Annotated in this window: 14 protein-coding genes; 8 read left to right on the forward strand and 6 right to left on the reverse strand. The window is 71.6% G+C overall.

What is annotated here, in order from left to right:
- Nucleotides 1-12 precede the first annotated feature (12 nt).
- The gene (locus AC559T_RS07100) at nucleotides 13-855 is read right to left on the reverse strand and encodes a PAC2 family protein (protein WP_020462373.1); all 843 of its coding nucleotides are present in this window, start codon (nucleotides 853-855) and stop codon (nucleotides 13-15) included.
- A gap of 502 nt (nucleotides 856-1,357) precedes the next feature.
- On the opposite strand from AC559T_RS07100, the gene AC559T_RS07105 reads away from it, so the two are divergent.
- On the forward strand, nucleotides 1,358-2,059 hold the full coding sequence (locus tag AC559T_RS07105; RefSeq protein WP_498868173.1) for an HAD family hydrolase: 702 nt from the start codon (nucleotides 1,358-1,360) through the stop codon (nucleotides 2,057-2,059).
- Nucleotides 2,060-2,119: 60 nt separating this feature from the next.
- Here AC559T_RS07105 and AC559T_RS07110 read toward each other — a convergent pair whose 3' ends face one another.
- From AC559T_RS07110 to AC559T_RS07120, 3 genes are all read right to left on the reverse strand, one after another.
- Nucleotides 2,120-4,648, reverse strand: coding sequence for an ABC transporter permease (locus AC559T_RS07110; protein WP_498868174.1), 2,529 nt, complete (start codon nucleotides 4,646-4,648; stop codon nucleotides 2,120-2,122).
- A gap of 3 nt (nucleotides 4,649-4,651) precedes the next feature.
- Nucleotides 4,652-6,019 carry an ABC transporter ATP-binding protein gene (locus tag AC559T_RS07115; RefSeq protein WP_498868175.1) on the reverse strand — a complete coding sequence of 456 codons (1,368 nt, stop codon included), beginning with the start codon at nucleotides 6,017-6,019 and terminating at the stop codon, nucleotides 4,652-4,654.
- Nucleotides 6,020-6,355: 336 nt separating this feature from the next.
- On the reverse strand, nucleotides 6,356-7,360 hold the full coding sequence (locus AC559T_RS07120; protein ID WP_071063566.1) for a RecB family exonuclease: 1,005 nt from the start codon (nucleotides 7,358-7,360) through the stop codon (nucleotides 6,356-6,358).
- A 551-nt stretch (nucleotides 7,361-7,911) separates the two neighbouring features.
- Between AC559T_RS07120 and AC559T_RS07125 the strand changes: the two genes are divergently transcribed.
- Both AC559T_RS07125 and AC559T_RS07130 read left to right on the forward strand, forming a co-directional pair.
- Nucleotides 7,912-9,105: a site-2 protease family protein gene (locus AC559T_RS07125; RefSeq protein WP_498868176.1), complete on the forward strand. Its 1,194-nt coding sequence runs from the start codon at nucleotides 7,912-7,914 to the stop codon at nucleotides 9,103-9,105.
- 259 nt (nucleotides 9,106-9,364) lie between these two features.
- On the forward strand, nucleotides 9,365-10,441 hold the full coding sequence (locus AC559T_RS07130; RefSeq protein WP_498868177.1) for a tRNA (adenine-N1)-methyltransferase: 1,077 nt from the start codon (nucleotides 9,365-9,367) through the stop codon (nucleotides 10,439-10,441).
- A gap of 42 nt (nucleotides 10,442-10,483) precedes the next feature.
- Here AC559T_RS07130 and AC559T_RS07135 read toward each other — a convergent pair whose 3' ends face one another.
- Both AC559T_RS07135 and AC559T_RS07140 read right to left on the reverse strand, forming a co-directional pair.
- The gene (locus AC559T_RS07135; protein WP_498868178.1) at nucleotides 10,484-10,645 is read right to left on the reverse strand and encodes a hypothetical protein; all 162 of its coding nucleotides are present in this window, start codon (nucleotides 10,643-10,645) and stop codon (nucleotides 10,484-10,486) included.
- Nucleotides 10,642-10,965, reverse strand: coding sequence for a ferredoxin (locus AC559T_RS07140; protein WP_020462366.1), 324 nt, complete (start codon nucleotides 10,963-10,965; stop codon nucleotides 10,642-10,644). The genes AC559T_RS07135 and AC559T_RS07140 overlap by 4 nt, the downstream gene beginning before the upstream one ends.
- 119 nt (nucleotides 10,966-11,084) lie before the next feature.
- Here AC559T_RS07140 and arc point away from each other — a divergent pair, with 119 nt between their 5' ends.
- The 5 genes from arc to prcA all read left to right on the forward strand — a co-directional run bounded on the left by arc (nucleotide 11,085) and on the right by prcA (nucleotide 17,414).
- Nucleotides 11,085-12,890 carry a proteasome ATPase gene (arc, locus tag AC559T_RS07145; protein ID WP_071063560.1) on the forward strand — a complete coding sequence of 602 codons (1,806 nt, stop codon included), beginning with the start codon at nucleotides 11,085-11,087 and terminating at the stop codon, nucleotides 12,888-12,890.
- Between the two features lie 490 nt (nucleotides 12,891-13,380).
- The gene (dop, locus tag AC559T_RS07150) at nucleotides 13,381-14,898 is read left to right on the forward strand and encodes a depupylase/deamidase Dop (RefSeq protein ID WP_368672109.1); all 1,518 of its coding nucleotides are present in this window, start codon (nucleotides 13,381-13,383) and stop codon (nucleotides 14,896-14,898) included.
- A 219-nt stretch (nucleotides 14,899-15,117) separates the two neighbouring features.
- Nucleotides 15,118-15,336, forward strand: a complete 219-nt coding sequence (locus tag AC559T_RS07155) for a ubiquitin-like protein Pup (protein WP_018499886.1) — start codon at nucleotides 15,118-15,120, stop codon at nucleotides 15,334-15,336.
- A 526-nt stretch (nucleotides 15,337-15,862) separates the two neighbouring features.
- The gene (prcB, locus tag AC559T_RS07160; RefSeq protein ID WP_200835423.1) at nucleotides 15,863-16,687 is read left to right on the forward strand and encodes a proteasome subunit beta; all 825 of its coding nucleotides are present in this window, start codon (nucleotides 15,863-15,865) and stop codon (nucleotides 16,685-16,687) included.
- Nucleotide 16,688: 1 nt separating this feature from the next.
- A complete protein-coding gene (gene prcA / locus AC559T_RS07165; RefSeq protein WP_071063554.1) occupies nucleotides 16,689-17,414 on the forward strand; it encodes a proteasome subunit alpha in 726 nt (241 codons plus the stop codon).
- Nucleotides 17,415-17,525 lie beyond the last annotated feature (111 nt).

Consider the following 17,525-nt stretch of genomic DNA (forward strand, 5'->3'; position numbering starts at 1 on the left):
GCGCGGGCGCGGTCACTCCCCCCGGCGGCGCAGGTAGCGCTCGAACTCCCGGGCGATGGCGTCGCCGCTGGCCTCGGGCAGCGCCGTCTCCGGTTCGCGCGACTCCAGCGAGCGGACGTACTCGGCGACCTCGGTGTCCCCGGCGGCGAGCTCGTCGACCTGCCGCTCCCACGCCTTGGCCTTGTCCGGCAGCTCGCCGAGCGGGATCTCCATGTCGAGAAGATCCTCGACCCGGCGGAGCAGCGCGAGGGTGGCCTTCGGGCACGGCGGGTTGGCGACGTAGTGCGGCACGGCGGCCCAGAACGACACCGAGGCCAGCTCCGCCCGCGAGCAGGCGTCCGCGAACACGCCCACGATGCCCGTCGGCCCCTCGTAGCGGGAGGCCTCGAGGCCCAGCCGCGCGGCGGTGGCCGGATCCCCGGCGGTACCGCTGATCGGGACGGGGCGGGTGTGCGGCGAATCCGCCAGCAGCGCCCCGAGCGTGATGACCATGTCGCTACCGAGTGCGTGGACGGCCTCGATGAGCTCGTCGGTGAATCCCCGCCAGCGCATGTTCGGTTCCAGGCCCCGCACGAGCACCAGGTCGGATTCGGACTTCGCTGGCCGCGCCACCGAGAGCCGCGTGGTCGGCCAGGCGATCTTGCGTGACGCGCCGTCCGCACCGCTGACCGTCGGCCGGTTGACCTGGAAGTCGTAGTAGTCGTCCGGGTCGATCGCGCCGATGACGCGAGCACCGAAGACGTTCTCCAGGTGTTCGACGGCCGCCGACGACGCGTCGGCGGCGTCGTTCCACCCCTCGAAGGCGGCCACGACCACCGGCGACCGCAGCTGGCCGACGCCGGAGAACTCGATCACCTACCACCTCCTGCCGCCCCGCGGCGGCCCCCTGCCCCCGTGACAGTGCAACCGTACGTCCTCCCGATCCGGGAGAACGCCCGCTGTCCAGTCTGCCGCGTGATCGCAACCTCCGCCTCAAGGGCATCGACGCCCCCCGTCCGTGACCGGTAGGCGGGCGGGGATCGATCCATCGTGTCCATCCCGTCGCAGAGGTTATGTCGGGCGGGACCTGTCAGGTCGATATCGGGTATGTGCCGCGTTCCACCGACGGCGGAACCGGGGTGCCCGCGCCCGTTGCGACCACCACCGCCGGAGGTCGCCGCGTCCGGCCCGGACCCCGGCCGCCGGCCCGCCCCGGCGCCCGCGGAGGGCCTTCCGTCCCACCCCGGTACCCTTTCAGGGTGCGTCCCCAGCTGCTCCCTGCCCCGGCCGAGCGGGCCCCCGCGGCCGTTGGCGCCGTGGGCGCGGTGTGGCCGTCCGCGGGCCGCTCCCCGATTGGTTCCCCGGAGGACGACACACTGTGAGCGACCTGCCGGCGGCGGTCCTGTTCGACATGGACGGGCTGCTCGTCGACACCGAACCGCTGTGGACGATCGCGGAGAACGAGGCCGCGGCGCGCCTGGGCGGGCGGTTCACGCCCGAGATGAAGCTTGCCATGATCGGCCACGGTATCGACACCGCCGTCCCGATCATGGTTTCGATGCTGGGGCGCCCCGTCTCGGACGAGCCCGCGACCACCGAGTTCCTGCTGCGCCGCTCCGCGGAACTGTTCCGGGAACCGGGTGCGGTCGTCACGCAGCCCGGGGCGCTGGAGCTGTTGGGCGCCGTCACGGCGGCCGGGGTGTCGACCGCCCTGGTCTCCTCGTCCTACCGTGCGCTGGTCGACGCGGTGGTCGCCGTGCTGGGCGCGCACCACTTCACCGTGACGGTGGCCGGCGACGAGGTCGCCCGGCGCAAGCCGTTCCCGGATCCCTACCTCGCCGCGATCCGCCTGCTCGGCGCCGATCCCGCCGCCTGCGTGGTCCTGGAGGACAGCCTCACCGGGGCCGCGGCGGGCATCGCGGCCGGCTGTGCGACGGTCCTCGTCCCGTCGATGCCGATCGCGGCGGCCGATTTGCCCGGCCAGGTCGCGGCCCGGGTCGACAGCCTGCACGCGGTCGACCTGGCCACGCTCGCCGGGCTCGTCCACCGTCCGGACCCGGCCCGCGCCGACTCCGGCTGAGACCGGGCCGGCGCCGACCCCGGCTGAGGTCCGGCCCGCGTCCGGCGGCGGGCTCGCGGGTCAGGTCGTGGCGATCGCCCGCAGGATGTCCATCCTGGCGGCTCGACGCGCCGGGAAGACCGCGGCGAGCACGCCCATGATGGCGCCGGCGATCATCACGGCGATGATCGTTCCGACGGGATAGGCGAAGGTCGTCACCCCCTGGCTCTTCAGCGCCCCGGTCAGCGCCCAGCCGAAGAAGCTGCCGACCAGCACACCGAGCACCGCACCGAAGACCGAGATGATCATCGACTCGACGATGACCATCATCCGCATCTGTTGCCGGGTCATGCCGATAGCCCGGAGCATCCCGATCTCCCGGGTGCGTTCGATCACCGAGAGTGCGAGGGTGTTCACGATGCCGAACAGGGCGATCACCACCGCCAGGGCCAGCAGGACGTACACGAACCCGAGCAGCTGGTCGACCTGTTCCTCCTGCTGGGCCACGAACTCCGACTGGTCGCGGACCTTGACGCTGCCGAACGGCTTGATCACCTTGTCGATCTCGGCCCGGACCGCGGCCGGGTCGGCGCCGTCGGCCAGCTTGAGCATCACGAACAGGTCGAGGTTGTTGTTCGAGTGCTTCTCGAACTCGCTGGTCGCGATCATCGCGGGACCGGCGATCGCGCTCTTCTCGTAGGTGCCCACCAGGGTCAGCTCGGTCGGGCCGTCCGCGAACGTGACCGGGACGGGCGCGCCGACCCGCAGCCCCCGCTCGGCCGCCGTCACCTCGTCGACCAGGAGGGAACCCGCGCCGAGCGCGTTGACGTCGCCGTCCACCTGCTTGATGGAGAGGACCTGCAGCAGGCCAACCGGATCGCCCGCGAGGACCGACGAGTTTGTGTCGCCGATCTTGACCACCCCGCCCCGGATGCCGGTGGCGACCGCCACGCCTGGCTTGCCCTGGAGCCCCGCGGCCACCTGTGGGCTGAAGGGGGCCAAGTTGGATGTGGCGATGTAGAAGTCGGCACCCAGGCTCTCCGACACCGTCTCGCGTACCGACTCCTTGATGGACTGGCCGAGCACGGCGAACGCGCTCACCAGGGCCAGGCCGATCATCAGCGCCGACGCGGTGGAGGCGGTGCGCCGCGGGTTGCGGATGGCGTTCTCCTGGCCGAGCCGGCCGGTCGTCCCGAACATCGCGCGCAGCGGAATCCCCACGACCTGGGTGATCGGCGGGGCCAGCAGCGGCGAGAGGGTGGCGATGCCGAGGAAGACGAACGCCGCGCCGGCGCCGACCATGCTCGTGTTCGGATTCTCCCCGCGGGCCAGGCCCGCCACCAGGCAGATCACTCCCAGCACGGTCAGCGCGCCGCCGCCGAGCGCCCGGGTGCGCAGCGACCTGGTGGGCAGCACGTACGTCTCGCGCATCGCCGCCACCGGCGGCACCGACGCCGCCTTGCGGGCCGGCACGAACGCCGCGAGACCGGTGATGACCAGGCCGACGCCGTAGGCGAGCAGGAAGGTCCGAGGCTGGAAGACCAGCGGGCCGGACGGCAGCGAGATCCCGAACGCGCCGACGGCCGCCCGCAGCCCCATCGCCAGCAGGGCGCCCAGAGCGAGACCGACCGTGGCGCCGATGAAGCCGACGATCAGGGCCTCGATCTGGACCGAGAGCTGCACCTGGGCCCGGCTCGCGCCGATCGCGCGCAGCAGCGCCAGCTCACGGACGCGTTGCGCGACCAGCATCGTGAACGTGTTGAAGATGATGAAGGCGCCGACGAACACCGCTATGCCGGCGAAGACCAGCAGGAAGGTCGAGAACCCGCTGACGGCGTCCTGGATCGCGCTCGCGCTCTCCTCGGCGAGCTGGGTGCCGGTGATCGCCTCGACCCTGGTGGGGAGCACCGCGGCGACCCTGTCCCGCAGCTGCTCCTGCGAGACGCCGTTGGCGGCGGCGAGGCTGATCGAGGTGAACTGGTCGGGCGCGAGCAGCAGCCGCTGCGCCGTCGCCGTGTCGAACGTGGTGACGGCGGCGCCGCCGAGGCTGTCCTGCCCGCCGATGCGGAAGGTGCCGACGAGGGTGAACTCCTCGGGCTGGAGGCGGGTCTGCACCGAGATCCGCTGGCCGAGCGTGAGGTGGTGTTTGTCCGCGGTCGACTTGTCGACCGCGATCTCCTGGCCGTTCGGTGGCCGACCGTCGGCGATCTCCTCCGACCCCGTCGCGGTGCCACCGGTCCAGTTCGTTCCGATGCCCGGTGCGCCGCCGCTGTTGAGCGGGTCGCCCGACGCGGGGTCGATCAGGACCGCCTGGCCCCGGACCATCCCGGTCGCCGCGGTGACTCCGTCCACCTTGGCGACGGTGGGGACCAGGGTGGCGGGCACCGGCAGCCGGTCGGCCTGGTCGCCCGTGCCGACCGCGTTGACGGTCCGCACGGAGACGCTGACGTTCTTGTTGATGTCGGTGAACAGGGTGTCGAACGTCCGGTTCAGCGTGTCGGTGAGGACCAGGGTGCCGGTGACGAAGCTGACACCCACGACGACCGCGAGCGCGGACAGGACAAGCCGTACCTTGCGGGCCAGCAGGCTCCGCAGTGTGGCGCGCAGCATCCGTCAGGCCCACCCGGTCGGATTCGCCCGGCCCGCGCCCCGGCCGGTGCCCCGCTCGTAGCCCCGGGTGCCACCGTGCCCGGACGCGTCGTAGGGCGAGCGGTCGTGGTCGTCCGGAGCCCGGTACCCGCCTCCGTGGCCGCGAGTGCCCGTGTGCCGCCCGGCGGAGCCGTACCGGTCATGGCCGAACGGGCCGGTGTCCGCCGGATCCGTGTACCGGCCGCGGGCGTCGATCTGGCTGGCGTCAAACCGGCCGGTATCGGACTGGCTGGCCTCGAAGTGACTGGCGTAGCCGCCGGTGCGGGGGTCGCCCCGGTGCGGCCCGGGGCTCGGGTACTCCCCGGTGTGCGGCCCGCCGCCCGGGTAGCCCCCCGCGCCGTAGCCCGTGGACTGGCGCTCGTCCGCCGGCCCGGCGTAGTCCTCGTTGTGGTATCCGGCCGGTGGGTAGTGGTCGGCCGGGTAGCCGCCCGTCGGGTAGCCGCCGGTGGCGTAGCCGCGGTCGTCGTACTCGGGGCCGCGCGGCTCGGGCGGCTCCGGCGGCAGGTCGTCGTAGTCCGCTTCGGGCTCCGGTACGGCCTCGCCGCGCACGAGCGCGTCCAGGTTCTTCATCCGGTCCAGGACGGCGTCCGGTGTGGGCTCGGCCATCGCGTCGACCAGCCGGCCGTCGGCGAGGAAGATCACCTCGTCGGAGTACGAGGCGGCCGTCGGATCGTGGGTGACCATCACGATGGTCTGGCCCAGCTCGCGGACCGAGTCGCGCAGGAACGACAGCACCTCCGCGCCCGACCGCGAGTCGAGGTTCCCGGTCGGCTCGTCGGCGAAGACGATCTCTGGGCGGGTGACCAGGGCCCGGGCACAGGCGACCCGCTGCTGCTGGCCGCCGGACAACTCGGGCGGGCGGTGGTTCAGCCGGGGCGCGAGGCCCACGGCGTCGACGACCATCCGCATCCACTTCTGGTCGGGCTTGCGGCCGGCGATGTCCAGCGGCAGCGTGATGTTCTCGGCCGCGGTGAGCGTCGGCAGCAGGTTGAACTGCTGGAAGATGAAGCCGATCCGGTCCCGGCGGAGCTGGGTGAGCTGCCGGTCGTTGAGCCGGGACAGGTCGACGTCGCCGATGAAGACCCGCCCCGTGGTCGCGGGGTCCAGCCCGGCGAGGCAGTGCATCAGGGTCGACTTGCCTGAGCCGGAGGGGCCCATGATCGCGGTGAACCGGCCGTAGGGGAAGGTCAGGTCGATGCCCCGCAGCGCGGTGACGGCGGTGTCACCCGAGCCGTAGACCTTGGTGAGTCTGGAGGCCCGCGCGGCGGACCCCCGGCCGCGCCGTGGACCGCCGCGGGCACCGTCGCGGTCCGATGCGGTGCGTCGGGCCATGCGTTCCTCCAACTGTCGCGAACTACCTCACCGATCGGCGGCCGGCTCCCGCGGAGCGCCGGGATCCAGGCCCCGAAGGGACAACGCCGGAGAGGTGATCCGCATCCTCCCGCCGCCCACGTCCGCCGCCGACGGTAACCGCCCCCGACACCACCCGGGACGCCGGATCTTCCCCACCGGTGACCGCCCGGGCACGCCGATGCCGGGCCCGCCCGCGGGGCCGCCGTCCGAAGGTGCCCTCGGGTACCCGAACGGGTACCCCCACGTCTGGTGCGCCACGTTGCCGGTGGCCAGGTCGGGACCCATGCGCCGCGATTCGATGGACGGTCGGGCGGCTCAGCCGTCCGCCTCGCAGACGGTGGGGGCGGCGTCGTCGACGGGCAGCTCCGCGCGGTTCTCCGGCAGCGGGGGAGGGGTGCCGCCGAATGCCGGGCACCTCGACTTGTGATCGCACCAGTCACACAGCCGGCCCGGCGTGGCCCGCCAGTCGCCCGTCCGGTGCGCCCGGGCGATGGCCGCCCACAGCGCCTCGATCCGGCGCTCGGTGGCGCGCAGCTCCGACTCCTCCGGCGTGGCACGCAGCCAGGTTCGGTCACTCAGGTAATACAGCCGGAGCTCGCGCGGGATGACGCCACGCGAACGCCACAGCACGAGCGCGTAGAACCGCATCTGGAACATGGCCGCGCCCTCGAACGCCGGGCCGGGGGAGCGGCCCGTCTTGTAGTCGATGACGCGCAGCGCGGTGCCCTGGGGGGTCTCGGCCGAGTCGAGGCGGTCCACGTAGCCGCGCAGCCGCAGCCCGGAGGCCAGGACGTGCTCGACGTAGAGCTCCCGGGCGGCCGGGGCCAGCCTGGTCGGGTCCTCGAGGGTGAAGTAGCCGGCGAGAAGGTCACGCGCGCTGTCCAGCCAGGAGCGCAGGGCGCCGTCGTCGTCGAACAGGCCACCGAGCGCCGGGTCGCGGGCGAGCAGGTCGGCCCAGACCGGCTCGACGAGCTCGGTCGCGGCCGGCTGGGTCCGGCCCGGGGCGGGCAGGTCGAACAGCCGCTCGAGCACGCCGTGCACCACCGTGCCCCGCGTCGCCGCCTCGCTCGGCGCTTCCGGCAGCCGGTCGACCACGCGGAAGCGGTAGCGCAGCGGGCAGTTGACGAAGTCGGCGGCCCGGGAGGGGGATAACGACGCCGTTATCGGCGGCGCCTGTGGCGCCGCGGCCGGTGGCGTCGGCGGCGAGGCCGGGGCCGCCGCGGGGTCGCGGCCCTCATGCCAGCCGGGCCCGACCTGGACCGGCCCGGTCGGGCAACCTTCGGCGGCCGAGCCCGGGGCCTGGGCAGGCGTTGTGGTCATGGCGTCGACCCTAGAACCCGCCACCGACACGATCGGCGCCCGCCTCGGGGCACCCACGGTGTCCCGATGTGCCTCCCCCGCCGAGGGTCCGGGCTCCGCCCCGGGCGGATTTCCGCAGACCTGACCCCGGCCGTCGGCTCCGAGAACAATCATGGCGGCTGAGTGATCTCATAGACGCGCTCAGTCGCCACACATCGTCTCGGCCGGCCTGGCGGAGGCTGGCCTGGTTTCCGGATCCGGGTTCTCGGGGGTTCGACCTCTGGAGCCGGGCCCCTGAGGCCCGGGGGGCGGGGCCCGTTCCTGAGGTGGAGTCCTACAAGCCTGATCCCAGCCGGTGACCCCCAGCGCAACCGTGGCGGCGTGACGGGCCTCGAGCCGCGGGCCGCCCTGGCCGCCTCCTCGGGCCGTGGGCCCTGGCCGCGTCCTGGGGCCGTGGCCGGGCCTCCGTGGCCCCCGAACAAGCCCGCTGCCGGCCAGATGACAGCGCAATCCGTAGCGGGAGCGCTATCCGCGGCGGACACCACGGAGGATGGTCCGTAGCATCTACACCTATGGAGGATCAGCCCGGCGCGGCGCGACACGGCGTCCCCGGCGGAGTGGAGCCGCCGGGGCGGCGGCCGGCGCCGCGTCCGCCGGGTATGCGGGTCGGGCACGTCCGCGGCGCCCCGATCTTCGTCTCGCCGCTGGCCGTCGTCTTCGCGGCGTTGGTCGCGTCCCTGCTCATCGACCCGATCCGGGACCATCTGACGATCGCCGCGACCGACGGGCATGTGCTCGTACTGTCCCTGCTCGTCTCGGCGGGGTTCCTCCTGTCGCTGCTCGCGCACGAGATCGGGCACGCGCTGACCGCGCAGCGGTTCGGGCTGCACGTCCGGTCGGTGACCCTGCACGGCTTCGCCGGTTTCACCGAGTTCGAGCCCGAGCCGGCCACCGCCGCCCGCGAGTTCCTGATCGCCTTCGTCGGGCCCGCCGTCAACGGCGTGATCGGGGGGCTGTGCTTCCTGGGCCTGCTGGCCGTGCCGGATCACGGCAGCGTCGGGGCAGTGCTCTTCTTCATCGGCTTCACCAACGCCGCGCTGTTCGTGTTCAACCTGGCGCCGGGTCTGCCTCTCGACGGCGGGCGGGTCGTCGTCGCGGCGGTGTGGGCCATCGGGCACGACAAGCTGCGCGGGCTGCGGGCCGGCGCCTACGGCGGCTTCGTCGTGGCCGGTGCGCTGGTGGTCTGGGGCGCGACGAAGAACTCCGATGGTTTCGGCGCGCTCTACTCCTACGTCCTGGCCGGGTTCGTCGCCTTCGGCGCCTACCAGTCGCTGCGGTCGGCCAAGGTCCGCGAGCGGCTGCCCGGGCTGTCGGCGGGCCGACTCGCCCGCCGTACGCTGCCGGTGGAGGCTGCGGTCCCGCTCGGTGAGGCGCTGCGCCGGGCCCAGGAGGTGGGCGCCACGGCCGTCGCGGTGATCGACCGGGACGGCACCCCTGTCAAGATCATGAACGGCGCCTCCGTCGACGCCCTGCCGGAGCACCGCCGGCCGTGGATGGCGGTGGACGAGGTCAGCCGGAGCATCGGCCCGGGGATGACCCTGCAGGCCGAGCTCGAGGGCGAGGACCTGCTGGCGGCCGTCCAGCGGGCCCCGGCCGCGGAGTACCTCGTGGTCCAGCGCGGCCGGCCGGTCGGCGTGCTGGCCATGGTCGATCTCGTGGCCAGGATCGATCCGGCGGCCGCGGCCCGTATGGTCTCCCATCGGTGACGTTCGTTCGCCGCTGACGGCCGCCGGGCCCGGCCCGGCCCTGACGCACCCGGCACGCGTCACCCGCACGCCCCCGTGCGACCAGCTTCCAGCGGACAGGGCGCGCGCCGGCCGTGGACGGCCTCGGGGCGCGCGCCGAGAGGACGACGAGATCAGTACTGACCCGACCACGCCGGACGCGGTCGCGTCCCGCCCGCCCCTGCCGGACCTCGCGGAGCTTCCGCCCCTGCCGGACCCCGCGGACCCCGAGGCACCGGAGATGCCCGAGGCGCCGGAGATGTCCGAGGTGTCCGAGGTGCCGCGGCCGACCGGCGCGGCGCGGCGCCGCGGGACGTTCACCAAGGGCGACCGCGTCCAGCTGACCGACCCCAAGGGCCGACGGCACACGGTCGTCCTCGAGCCGGGCCGGCAGTTCCACACCCACCGGGGGGCGATTCCGCACGACGACCTGCTCGGCCGGCCCGAAGGCGTCGTCGTGAGCAGCACCGGGGGCACCGACTACCTGGCACTGCGGCCGCTGCTGGCCGACTTCGTGCTGTCGATGCCGCGCGGCGCGACCGTCGTCTACCCGAAGGACGCGGCGCAGATCGTCATGTACGCCGACGTCTTCCCCGGCGCGCAGGTGCTGGAGGCCGGTGCCGGTTCCGGCGCGCTGTCCTGCGCCCTGCTGCGGGCCGTGGGCGACGGCGGCCGTCTGGTCTCCTACGAGCGGCGTCCCGACTTCGCGGAGGTCGCCCGGCGCAACATCGAGACCTTTTTCGGCGGACCACATCCGGCTCATACACTGCATGTCGGTGATCTGGCCGAGTCGGCCGAGCGGGGCATGGACCGGGTGATCCTCGACATGCTCGCCCCGTGGGACGTGCTGCCCGCGGCCGCGGCGGCGCTCGTCCCCGGCGGCGTGCTGTGCGCGTACGTTGCGACGACCACCCAGCTCTCCCGGACGGTCGAGGCGCTGCGCGAGTTCGGCTGCTTCGCGGAGCCCGCGGCGTGGGAGACGATGATGCGCGACTGGCACGTCGAGGGCCTCGCCGTGCGCCCCGGTCACCGCATGGTCGGGCACACCGGTTTCCTGGTGACAGCGCGCCGGCTGGCGGACGGCGTCACTGCTCCACCGAGGCGGCGGCGCCCGGCCAAGGGCTCCTATCCGGAGCCGGCGACCGCTCCGGAGCCGGCATCCGCCGACCGCCCGGCCGAGCAGGGTCAGCCGGCGGGAGCGGACAGCTTGCCGGGCCTGTACGGCCAGCCCGATCGCCAGGTCATCGCGGAGCTTCAGGCCGAGCCGGAGCCTCAGGCCGAGCCGGAGCCTCGAGTCGACGCCGGCTCCGACGGCTGACGCGATGCCGGGCGCGGCCGGGCGATCCGCGGGGGCGCCCGCTCAGGCGAGCCCGCCGGCGGCTCCCCGGCTGTGCCGGGTGGCCGCCACCGCTGTGGGGCGGGCCCGCCCCACCCGGGGCAGGACGGCGCCCGCGCGGCGGGCCCGGGCGCCGGACCCCACGGGTGGGGGCACGGCGGGGGCGCCGGGGTGGGTGGTTCTCACTCCTGTGGGCCGCCGACCTCCAGCGTCCCGTCCGGGTGCTCGACGTAGATGCAGGTGCCGGGGCACTGCTCGGCGGCGTCGCGGATCTCGGTGAGCAGCGGCAGCGGAACCGGCACGTGGGTCCCCGGTGTGGTCTGAAGCTCACCGTCGGAGTTCTTCACGTAGGCGAGCCCGTCGATGTCGAACTCGAACACCGAGGGTGCATACTGGACGCACAGACCGTCGCCGGTGCAGGAGTCCTGGTCGATGCGGACCCGGAGTCCGGGCGAATCGCCCGGCTTCGTTGGTGTTGCCACAGGGCTCCGATCTTCTGTCACCATGGCACCGTAACCCGCTGTTTACGGCAAACCTGGGTCGTCCTCGCGCGACCGGCCTGCCAGCGGCGGTCACAACGGTAGTGTGGGTGCGTCCCGGTCAGCACGGGGGAGGTGGAGGCGCGGTGTCCGGTCCCCGTTCGGGCTCTGGCTCCGGTGGGAGCACGGGTCGTCCTGGTGACGCCGATTCTCAACGGTCGGCGTACGAGAAGGAAGTACACGAACTCACGACTCAGGTCACCTTCCTGGAGGAAGAAGTGGCCATGCTGCGGCGGAGGCTGTCTGAATCGCCCCGACAGGTACGTGTCCTGGAGGAGCGACTAGCCCAGGTACAGGTGGAGCTACAGACCGCCACTGGGCAAAACGACAAGCTCGTCGCCACCCTTCGGGAGGCACGTGACCAGATCATCTCGTTGAAGGAGGAGGTCGACCGGCTCGCGCAACCGCCGAGCGGGTACGGCGTCTTCATCCGTGGCTACGACGACGGCACGGTCGACGTGTTCACGCAGGGCAGAAAGCTCCGCGTGACGGTGTCGCCGAACGTCGAAGCCGACGTCCTGCAGCCCGGTCAGGAGGTCATGCTCAACGAGGCGCTCAACGTCGTGGAGGTTCGCGCGTTCGAGCGGCAGGGCGAGATCGTCCTGCTCAAGGAGGTCCTCGAGAGCGGTGACCGGGCGCTGGTGATCGGTCACACCGACGAGGAACGGGTCGTCATGCTGGCCCAGCCACTCCTCGACGGCCCGATCCGAGCCGGCGACTCGCTCCTCATCGAGCCACGGTCGGGGTATGCCTTCGAGCGGATCCCCAAGTCCGAGGTCGAGGAGCTGGTCCTCGAAGAGGTCCCAGACATCGGCTACGAGCAGATCGGCGGCCTGAAGGGCCAGATCGAGTCGATCCGCGACGCGGTCGAGCTGCCGTTCCTCTACAAGGAACTGTTCCTGGAGCACAAGCTCAAGCCACCGAAGGGCGTGCTGCTCTACGGCCCGCCCGGGTGTGGCAAGACGCTGATCGCCAAGGCCGTGGCGAACTCCCTGGCCAAGAAGGTCGAGGCACAGACAGGCCAGGGCTCCGGCCGGGCCTTCTTCCTCAACATCAAGGGCCCGGAGCTGCTCAACAAGTACGTAGGCGAGACCGAGCGGCAGATCCGGCTGGTGTTCCAGCGGGCGCGCGAGAAGGCGTCCGAGGGCATGCCGGTGATCGTGTTCTTCGACGAGATGGACTCGATCTTCCGGACCCGTGGCTCGGGTGTCTCCTCGGACGTGGAGAACACGATCGTCCCGCAGCTGCTCAGCGAGATCGACGGCGTCGAGCAGCTCGAGAACGTGATCGTGATCGGCGCGTCCAACCGAGAGGACATGATCGACCCGGCGATCCTGCGGCCGGGCCGGCTCGACGTCAAGATCAAGGTCGAGCGTCCGGACGCCGAGGCGGCCAAGGACATCTTCGCCAAGTACGTCATTCCCGAGCTCCCGCTGCACGCCGACGACCTCGCCGAGCACGGAGGCAACCGGGAGGCGACCTGCCAGGGCATGATCCAGCGGGTCGTCGAGCGGATGTACGCCGAGAGCGAGGAGAACCGCTTCCTCGAGGTCACCTACGCCAACGGTGACAAGGAGGTCCTGTACTTCAAGGACTTCAACTCGGGCGCGATGATCGAGAACATCGTGGCCCGGGCGAAGAAGATGGCGGTGAAGGACCTCATCGAGAGCAAAGTCCGCGGCCTGCGCATGCAGCACCTGCTGTCGGCGTGCCTGGACGAGTTCAAGGAGAACGAGGACCTGCCGAACACCACGAACCCGGACGACTGGGCCCGGATCTCCGGCAAGAAGGGTGAGCGGATCGTCTACATCCGCACACTCGTCACCGGAACCAAGGGCACCGAGGCCGGGCGGTCGATCGACACCATCGCGAACACCGGCCAGTACCTCTAGGCCGTTCGCGGGGCGGGGGCCAGCCGCCCGCCGTGGTCGCCACGCGGCGGCCGTCTCGTTGACGAGGCGGCCGCCGCGTCGTGGTTCCACGGGCCCGGTGACCCCCGGCCGTGCCCACCGGCTGCCCGCCAGCCGGTCCGCGAGCCGTGCCCGCCGGCTGGAGCCGCCGGTCGAGTGGCCGTGCCGTCGGGTGTCGCACTGCCCAAGATAGTCAACGATGTTGACGCCCATCCTTGATCGTTTTGATCTTCAAACGGGCTTGTGGTGGTCTCCTGCCGTCGCTGTGAGAAGACGGACACGCAGCCCAGTGGCCGTCGAACAGGCTGACGGGCCGCCACGTCGCCGATCACCCGAATGCCGGCACCCGCGGGGCTGTCGGCGTGGCGGGGGAGGTCTCCGGGCGTTCCCGAAGCTTCCCGGCAAGAGGTTCGGAACGACCAAGGGCGGCGTCCGGCCGACCCGGCGGCCCGCCAGCACCTACGCTTGCAGAGTGAGCGTGCGCCGGATCATGGGGACCGAGACCGAATACGGCGTGTCCGTGCCCGGTCAACCCAACACAAACCAGATGCTGGCTTCGTCGTTGGTCGTGAACTCTTACGCCAACAGGGCCGCCACCGGGGGCAGTCGAGCTCGGTGGGACTTCGAGGAGGAGTCCCCCCTGCGAGACGCCCGCGGCTTCGAGCTGCCCAGAGAGCCGGTGGTCGATCCTGGCGCGCCCGCGAACGAGGACGACCTCGGGCTGGCCAACGTCATCCTGACCAACGGCGCGCGCTTCTACGTCGATCATGCGCACCCCGAGTTCTCGACCCCCGAGGTGACGAACCCGCGCGACATCGTCCTCTGGGACAAGGCGGGGGAGCGGGTGATGGCAGAGGCGGCCCGCCGTGCGCTGACTGTCCCCGGCACGATGCCCGTGCACCTGTACAAGAACAACACCGACAACAAGGGTGTCTCCTACGGCTGCCATGAGAACTACCTCATGGCGCGGGCGACCCCGTTCGGGGAGATCGTGCGGCACCTGACGCCGTTCTTCGTCTCCCGCCAGGTGATATGCGGCGCCGGCCGGGTCGGCATCGGCGTGGACGGGCGTGAGTCCGGGTTCCAGATCAGCCAGCGCTCGGACTTCTTCGAGGTCGAGGTCGGACTGGAGACCACCCTCAAGCGCCCCATCATCAACACCCGGGACGAGCCCCACGCCGACCCGGAGAAGTACCGGCGTCTGCACGTGATCATCGGTGACGCCAACATGAGCGAGATCGCCACCTACCTCAAGGTGGGGATGACCTCGCTCGTCCTGGCCATGATCGAGGAGGGCTGGCTCCAGGTCGACCTGTCGGTGGACGCGCCGGTCGCGACGCTGCGGGCGATCTCCCACGACCCCTCGCTGCGGTATCTGCTCACCCTGCGCGACGGCCGGAAGATGACCGCCGTGCAGCTCCAGATGGAGTACTTCGAGCAGGCCCGCAAGTTCGTCGAGGACAGGCTCGGCACGGACGTCGACCCGCAGACGGCCGACGTGCTCTCCCGGTGGGAGTCGGTGCTCGGCCGCCTCGAGGTCGACCCGATGACCTGTTCCCGGGAGCTCGACTGGGTGGCCAAGCTGTCGATCCTCGAGGGCTACCGCTCCCGCGACGCCCTGGCGTGGGACTCGCCGCGGCTGCAGCTCGTCGACCTCCAGTACCACGACGTTCGGCCGGAGAAGGGCCTCTACAACCGCCTGGTGGCCCGTGGCCGCTTCGACCTCCTGCTGAGTGAGGAGGAGGTCACCAGGGCGATGACGGAGCCTCCGGAGGACACCAGGGCGTACTTCCGGGGACGCTGCCTGGAGCTCTACCCGCAGCAGGTGGCGGCCGCGTCCTGGGACTCGGTCATCTTCGACATCGGGCGGGACTCGCTGCAGCGGGTGCCGACCCTTGAGCCGCTGCGTGGCACCAAGGCGCACGTGGGCGAGCTGCTCGCCCGCTGCCCCACCGCCGCCGACCTGGTGGACGCCCTGTCGGGTAACTGACAGCCGGCGGGGTCTCGCGGTGGTCTCCCGAGACTTCACGCCGGTACGGCGTGAAGTCTCGGTGCGCCGGTGGTACCACCATCGACCAGCACATTTTGCGCCCTCGGCGGACGAGGCGACGTCGTCGGGTGTTCGTGATGGAGTGGACCTCGTACCGATCCACCGGAAGCAGTCGGCGGAGCGGGATAGTGTCGCCCCAGGCGATCGAAGGAGGCTCCCATGGCCCAGAGGGACACCGGTGGCGGGCAGCAGCGCACCGGCCGCCGTGATGACGAGACCGCCGAGGCCGAGGTTGAGGAATCGGGCGCCTCGGATCTCAAGGAAAGGCACGAGAAGCTCTCGGAGGACGTCGACTCCCTGCTCGACGAAATCGACGACGTTCTCGAGGAGAACGCCGAGGAGTTCGTGAAGGGATACGTCCAGAAGGGCGGTCAGTAGGGTCTGACTCCCCGCGGCCGGTTCGGCCGGACGAGCCACATGCGCCCGTTCGGCCGGTCGCCGGGGGAGCCAACGCGGCGACCGGTGCTGCGGGAGGCCCCGCTGCCCGACGCGTCCCGGGGCCGTGCCCTGGATCGCGATGCCCGCGCCCGGGCGTGCCCGATGCCCAGGGTGTGCCCGATGGCGGTGGGCGTCGTGTGTGTGCGTCGGCACGTGGATCGCTCAGCTGTCCTGGTGTCTCCCGCCGCGAGCGAGGTCGGTGCCTGGGGGCGTCCGTGCGGGCCGTCCAGGCGCCGTGCCGCCCGCGGGGCTTCACAGGGGCCTACCGAGGGGCTCACAGGCCCGCTGAGGCCGCCGAGTGCCACCGCGGCGGTGCGCCCGGGACCGCGACTTGGGACGGAGCGGGACCACGGCCACCCTGCCGGCCCGGCACGTGGCATGTTGTGCATCACCCGGAGCCTTGGGCTGGGCCGCCTCGGACCATCCTGGGCCGCCGGCTCACGATCGACTATCTGAAGGGGGATGCGTGCCCGATCCAACGGGTGTCGCCGGGCGTCTACCGGCTGTGTTCATGACACCGGGAACGTCGTCGTTCACCGATTTCCTGTCCGTCGCGGCTCCGGACCTGCTTCCGGGCGCCCGGGGCCCGCTGCCCGCTCCGGTGACCGATGCGGCTCACGGCACCACCATCGTGGCCGTGACGTTCCCCGGTGGCGTGATCATGGCCGGCGACCGCCGCGCGACGCAGGGGCACATGATCGCCCAGCGTGACGTCGAGAAGGTCCACCACGCGGACGAGTTCTCCTGCGTCGGCTACGCCGGCACGGCCGGTGTGGGCGCCGAGCTGATCCGTCTGTTCCAGGTCGAGCTCGAGCACTACGAGAAGATCGAGGGCTCTACGCTGAGCCTGGACGCGAAGGCCAACCGGCTCGCGTTCATGGTCAAGGGGAACCTGGGCATGGCGATGCAGGGCCTCGCGGTCATCCCGCTGTTCGCCGGCTTCGACACCGAGACCGGCGAGGGGCGGATCTTCTCCTACGACATCGCCGCGGCGAAGTCCGAGGAGCGCACCTACGAGTCGATCGGGTCGGGCTCGGTCTTCGCTCGCGGCTCGCTGAAGAAGCGCTATCGGGCCAACCACAGCCAGGACGACGCGGTCCGGATCAGCGTCGAGGCTCTCTACGACGCCGCCGACGACGACTCGGCGACCGGTGGGCCGGACCTCATCCGCAAGCTGTACCCGATCGTCGCCTCGGTGACCGCCGACGGATACCGTCGCCTCACCGATGACGAGGTCGGCCCGGTGGTCGACTCGATCATCGCCGACCGCGCGCAGAACTCAGGAGGCTGACGTGACCATGCCGTTCGGCTACGCAAGTCCCGAACAGCAGGTCCGGGACAAGTCCGAGTACGCGCGCAAGGGCATCGCGCGCGGCCGGAGCGTGGTCGTCCTCACCTACGTCGACGGCATCCTGTTCGTCGCCGAGAACCCGTCGACGACCCTGCACAAGATCAGCGAGATGTACGACCGCATCGGCTTCGCCGCGGTGGGGAAGTACAACGAGTTCGAGAACCTCCGCACGGCCGGCATCCGGATCATGGACACCCGCGGCTACATGTACGACCGGCGGGATGTCACGAGCCGGGCGCTCGCGAACGCCTACGCGCAGACCCTCGGCGCGATCTTCACCGAGAGCATCAAGCCCTACGAGGTGGAGATCGTCGTCGCCGAGGTGGGGCACACCGCCGCGGATGACCAGATCTTCCGTCTCACCTACGACGGCTCGATCGCCGACGAGCGTGGCTTCATCGCGATCGGCGGTCAGTCCGAGCAGGTGCTGACCTCCCTGCGGGAGCACCACACGGAGGGCCAGCCGCTCGCCACCGCGCTGCGCGTGGCGGTGGACGCGCTCACCGCCGGCGCGCCGCCCGGGGCGCAGAACGGGGAGCGCACGCTGACGGCCGGGAACCTCGAGGTCGCGATGCTCGACCGGAAGCGCTCCCGGCGGTTGTTCAAGCGGATCGTCGGTAGCCAGCTCGACGGACTGCTCGAGGAGACCGCCCCGCCCGCGTCCTGACGCGCGGGTGTCGGGAGGTCCCCTCGTCCGTCGTCCTTTCCGGGTCTCCCGGGTTCGATCCGTGGCCTCCAAGGGGCACTGAGTCCCATCGAGAGGCCACGGATCGTCGGC

It is taken from the genome of Frankia sp. Hr75.2, from assembly GCF_949319125.1.
Classification (GTDB): Bacteria; Actinomycetota; Actinomycetes; order Frankiales; family Frankiaceae; genus Parafrankia; species Parafrankia soli.